This window comes from Leclercia sp. M50, assembly GCF_037150775.1.
Classification (GTDB): domain Bacteria; phylum Pseudomonadota; class Gammaproteobacteria; order Enterobacterales; family Enterobacteriaceae; genus Enterobacter.
Window position 1 is genome coordinate 1 of sequence record NZ_JBBCPK010000177.1, and the last position, 4521, is coordinate 4521.

The 4521-nt window shown below is 61.0% G+C and carries 4 protein-coding genes; 3 read left to right on the forward strand and 1 reads right to left on the reverse strand.

Going from position 1 to position 4521, the window contains the following annotated elements; genetic code table 11:
- From WFM46_RS22920 to WFM46_RS22930, 3 genes are all read left to right on the forward strand, one after another.
- Positions 1-929, forward strand: a 929-nt coding sequence (locus WFM46_RS22920; RefSeq protein ID WP_336998627.1) for an enolase C-terminal domain-like protein, incomplete at its 5' end; no start/stop codon positions are given.
- Positions 930-941: 12 nt separating this feature from the next.
- A complete protein-coding gene (gene gudD / locus WFM46_RS22925) occupies positions 942-2282 on the forward strand; it encodes a glucarate dehydratase (protein ID WP_336998629.1) in 1341 nt (446 codons plus the stop codon).
- Positions 2283-2369: 87 nt separating this feature from the next.
- The gene (locus tag WFM46_RS22930; RefSeq protein ID WP_180210546.1) at positions 2370-3509 is read left to right on the forward strand and encodes a glycerate kinase; all 1140 of its coding nucleotides are present in this window, start codon (positions 2370-2372) and stop codon (positions 3507-3509) included.
- A gap of 38 nt (positions 3510-3547) precedes the next feature.
- Here the strand turns inward: WFM46_RS22930 and WFM46_RS22935 are convergent.
- A partial coding sequence (locus tag WFM46_RS22935; protein ID WP_336998628.1) for a response regulator occupies positions 3548-4521 on the reverse strand: 974 nt, incomplete at its 5' end.

A 4521-nucleotide genomic window follows, 5' to 3' on the forward strand; every position in this document is an offset into this window, starting at 1 on the left:
GAACACAGCGCGATGCGGTCACCGTGCTGGGCTATCTCTTCTACCTGGGCGATCGCACCAAAACCGATCTCCCTTACCTGGAACGTTCGCCGGGCAGCCACGAGTGGTATCACCTGCGCCACCAGGAGGCGCTCTCCAGTGAGGCGGTGGTGCGTCTGGCGGAAGCAGCGCAGGATCGCTACGGCTTTAAGGATTTCAAACTGAAAGGCGGCGTTCTGCCGGGCGAGCAGGAAATTGAGAGCGCCCGCGCCTTGAAAAAACGCTTCCCGGATGCCCGCATTACCGTGGATCCCAACGGCGCCTGGCTGCTGGATGAAGCTATCGCCCTGTGCAAAGGGCTGGGCGATGTCCTGACCTACGCCGAAGATCCGTGCGGCGCCGAGCAAGGTTTCTCTGGCCGTGAGGTGATGGCAGAGTTCCGCCGCGCCACGGGCCTGCCGGTAGCGACCAACATGATCGCCACCAACTGGCGCGAGATGGGACATGCCGTCATGCTCAACGCGGTCGATATTCCGCTGGCGGACCCGCACTTCTGGACCCTTTCCGGCGCGGTACGGGTGGCGCAGCTGTGCGATGACTGGGGCCTGACCTGGGGTTGTCACTCCAACAACCACTTTGATATTTCGCTGGCGATGTTTACCCATGTCGGTGCCGCCGCACCGGGCACGCCGACCGCTATCGACACCCACTGGATCTGGCAGGAAGGCGAAGCGCGCCTGACCAAAAATCCACTCGAAATTAAACACGGCAAGATTGCCGTACCTGACGCTCCGGGGCTTGGCGTGGAACTTGACTGGGATCAGATCCACAAAGCGCATGAGGCGTATAAGAAACTGCCAGGCGGCGCGCGTAATGACGCAGGCCCGATGCAGTACCTTATCCCCGGCTGGACCTTTGACCGTAAACGCCCGGCGTTCGGTCGCCACTGATTAAAGGATGGAATTATGAGCACGTCTACTACTCCTGTTGTGACCTCCATGCAGATTATCCCGGTCGCGGGTCATGACAGCATGCTGATGAACCTGAGCGGCGCCCATGCCCCGTTCTTCACCCGTAATATTGTGATTATCAAAGATAACGCCGGTCACACCGGGGTAGGTGAAATCCCGGGTGGCGAGAAGATCCGTAAAACGCTGGAAGATGCGATCCCGTTAGTGGTGGGTCAAACCCTGGGCGCCTATAAAAACGTTCTTAACGCCGTCCGTAACGAATTTGCCGACCGTGACGCAAGTGGCCGCGGGTTGCAGACCTTCGACCTGCGCACCACTATCCACGTGGTGACCGGTATTGAAGCGGCGATGCTCGACCTGCTGGGCCAGCATCTGGGCGTTAACGTCGCCTCCCTGCTGGGTGACGGGCAGCAGCGCACCGAAGTTGAGATGCTGGGCTACCTGTTCTTTGTGGGCAACCGCAAGCTGACCCCGCTGCCGTACCAGAGCCAGCCGGATGAGCAGTGCGACTGGTATCGCCTGCGCCATGAAGAGGCGATGACCCCTGATGCGGTGGTCCGTCTGGCGGAAGCCGCCTACGAGAAGTACGGCTTTAACGATTTCAAACTCAAGGGCGGCGTGCTGGCGGGTGAAGAAGAAGCCGAATCGATCATTGCACTGGCGAAACGCTTCCCACAGGCGCGCGTCACCCTCGATCCAAACGGCGCATGGTCGCTGGACGAGGCGATCCGCATCGGTAAGCGTCTGAAGGGCGTGCTGGCCTATGCGGAAGATCCGTGCGGTGCCGAGAAGGGCTTCTCCGGGCGTGAAGTGATGGCCGAGTTCCGCCGCGCCACCGGTCTGCCAACCGCCACCAACATGATTGCCACCGACTGGCGTCAGATGGGGCATACCCTGTCGCTGCAGTCGGTGGATATCCCGCTGGCGGATCCGCACTTCTGGACCATGCAGGGCTCGGTGCGCGTGGCGCAGATGTGTCACGAGTTCGGCCTGACCTGGGGTTCGCACTCCAACAACCACTTTGATATCTCGCTGGCGATGTTCACCCACGTGGCCGCTGCCGCGCCGGGCAACATCACCGCCATCGACACCCACTGGATCTGGCAGGAGGGCAACCAGCGCCTGACCAAACAGCCGTTCGAAATCAAGGGCGGTATGGTGCAGGTACCAACCACACCGGGTCTGGGCGTGGAGCTGGATATGGATCAGGTGATGAAGGCGCACGAGCTCTACCTGCAGCACGGTCTGGGCGCACGCGACGACGCGATGGCGATGCAGTACCTGATTCCGGAGTGGACCTTCAACAACAAACGCCCTTGCATGGTGCGTTAAGTCCGGTGCCGGTTCCTGCGGGAGTCGGCATTATCTCTTGCGTGACGGGTGTATGCTTATGGTAGTCAACATGCGTAAGGACGGCTTATGAAAATAGTGATCGCACCGGACTCTTACAAAGAGAGCCTGAGTGCCCTGGCAGTGGCAACGGCGATAGAGCAAGGATTTTGCGAGATTTTCCCCACGGCGGAGTACGTGAAACTGCCGGTTGCCGATGGCGGGGAGGGCACCGTGGAAGCGATGGTCGCCGCCACCCAGGGTGAAATTATTCAGGTACGCGTAACGGGGCCGCTCGGCGAGCATGTTGACGGTTTTTATGGCCGCTCCGGCGATGGAAAAAGCGCATTCATCGAGATGGCGGCGGCCAGCGGTCTGGAGCTGGTTCCCCCGGCCCAGCGCAATCCGCTGAAAACCACCTCCTGGGGAACCGGGGAGCTGATCCGCCATGCCCTGGATGCAGGCGTAAAACATATCATCATTGGGATTGGCGGCAGCGCCACTAACGATGGCGGCGCAGGGATGGTGCAGGCGCTTGGTGCGAAACTGCTGGACGAACAGGGTCACGCCATCGGTCCCGGCGGCGGTGAACTGGAAAGGCTGGCACGTATCGATATCAGCGGTCTGGATAAACGACTGACGGCGTGCCGCATTGAGGTGGCATGCGATGTCACTAACCCGCTGACCGGCGACAATGGCGCTACCGCCGTGTTTGGTCCGCAAAAGGGGGCGACCTCAGAGATGATCGTGCGCCTCGATCGCGCGCTGACGCAGTATGCCCGGATCATCGCCCGCGACCTGGACGTTGACGTGCTCGGGCTGGCGGGTGGCGGCGCGGCTGGCGGTATGGGCGCGGCGTTGTATGCGTTTTGCGGCGCGCAGCTGCGCCAGGGTATTGAAATCGTCACCGATGCGCTCAATCTCGACGGCCTGGTGGCCGATGCCGATCTGGTGATCACCGGCGAAGGGCGGATCGACAGCCAGACCGTTCATGGCAAAGTGCCGGTAGGGGTGGCGAAGATTGCCAAACGCTACAATAAACCGGTCATTGGCCTCGCGGGCAGCCTGACGGCGGACGTCGGCGTGGTGCATGACCATGGCATCGACGCGGTGTTCAGCGTGATTTATACCGTCTGTACGCTGGAAGAGGCGCTGGAAGAGGCCGAAGAAAACGTGCGGATGGCGGCCCGCAATATCGCCGCCGTATTAAAAGTGGGAAGGGGGCTGTAATCCCTTCTGTTCCCCCTCTTCCTGTCGGGAGAGGGGCCTTACGACCCCAGCACCTTCATCGCTTCCCGCGTGACGTTATCCATCTCATCCAGCAACTCCAGGAACTCCGGCTCCAGCTCGCTTTCCGGCGTACCGGAACGTAACTGCTGCTCCAGCAGCTGACAGAGATTCTTAAGACGCGGCACCCCGCTGTACCCGCAGCTGCCGTGCAGCTTATGGATCGCCCCGACCAGGTCTTCCGGGTTTTCTCCCACCAGTTGTTCTTCCACTTTATTGCGGATCTCTGGCAGGAACGCGACCAGCATCTGCAGCATCTCCCGCGCGAGGTCGTTTTTGCCCGCCGCCTGACGCAGCGCCAGCTGCCAGTCGAGGGTGGCACTGACGTTAGTCACAATCTCCGGGGCCGCCGGCGGAATCTCCGGTGCGGGGATCCAGTTGCCTGTGGTAGGGCCGGGTTTGTAGCGCAGCAGCAGGCTGTGCAGTTTCTCTTCTTCAATCGGCTTCGCCAGATAGTCGTTCATCCCGGCGCTCAGCAGCTTCTCCTTTTGCCCCGCCATCGCATGCGCCGTCACGGCAATCACCGGGGTTTGCTGCTGATGAGGAAGCTGGCGAATCAGTTCACAGGCGCGGATGCCGTCCATACCGGGCATCTGAATATCCATCATGATCAGGTCAAACTGCTTCTCCTTCGCTCGCTCCACCGCCTGCAGACCGCTCTCGCACAGTTCGACATGCTGAACCTGATCCTCCAGCAACGCCCCGATCAGCTTCAGGTTGGCGGGGTTGTCATCCACCGCCATCACGGTCATCGGCAGTTTGCTCTCATCGCTGGTAATCGGTGCGATGTGATGGTTCAGACGGCAATATTCCGTCAGCGTTGGCAACAGGCGCGTGGCCGTCAGCGGTTTCAGCAGGCAGGCGGCCGCCCCGTCATGTTTTAGCTCCTCGGCGTTGATCTGGGCATGGCAGGGCAGGGCCAGCAGCAGGTAATCGTTCAGTGAGGCCGCTTTCG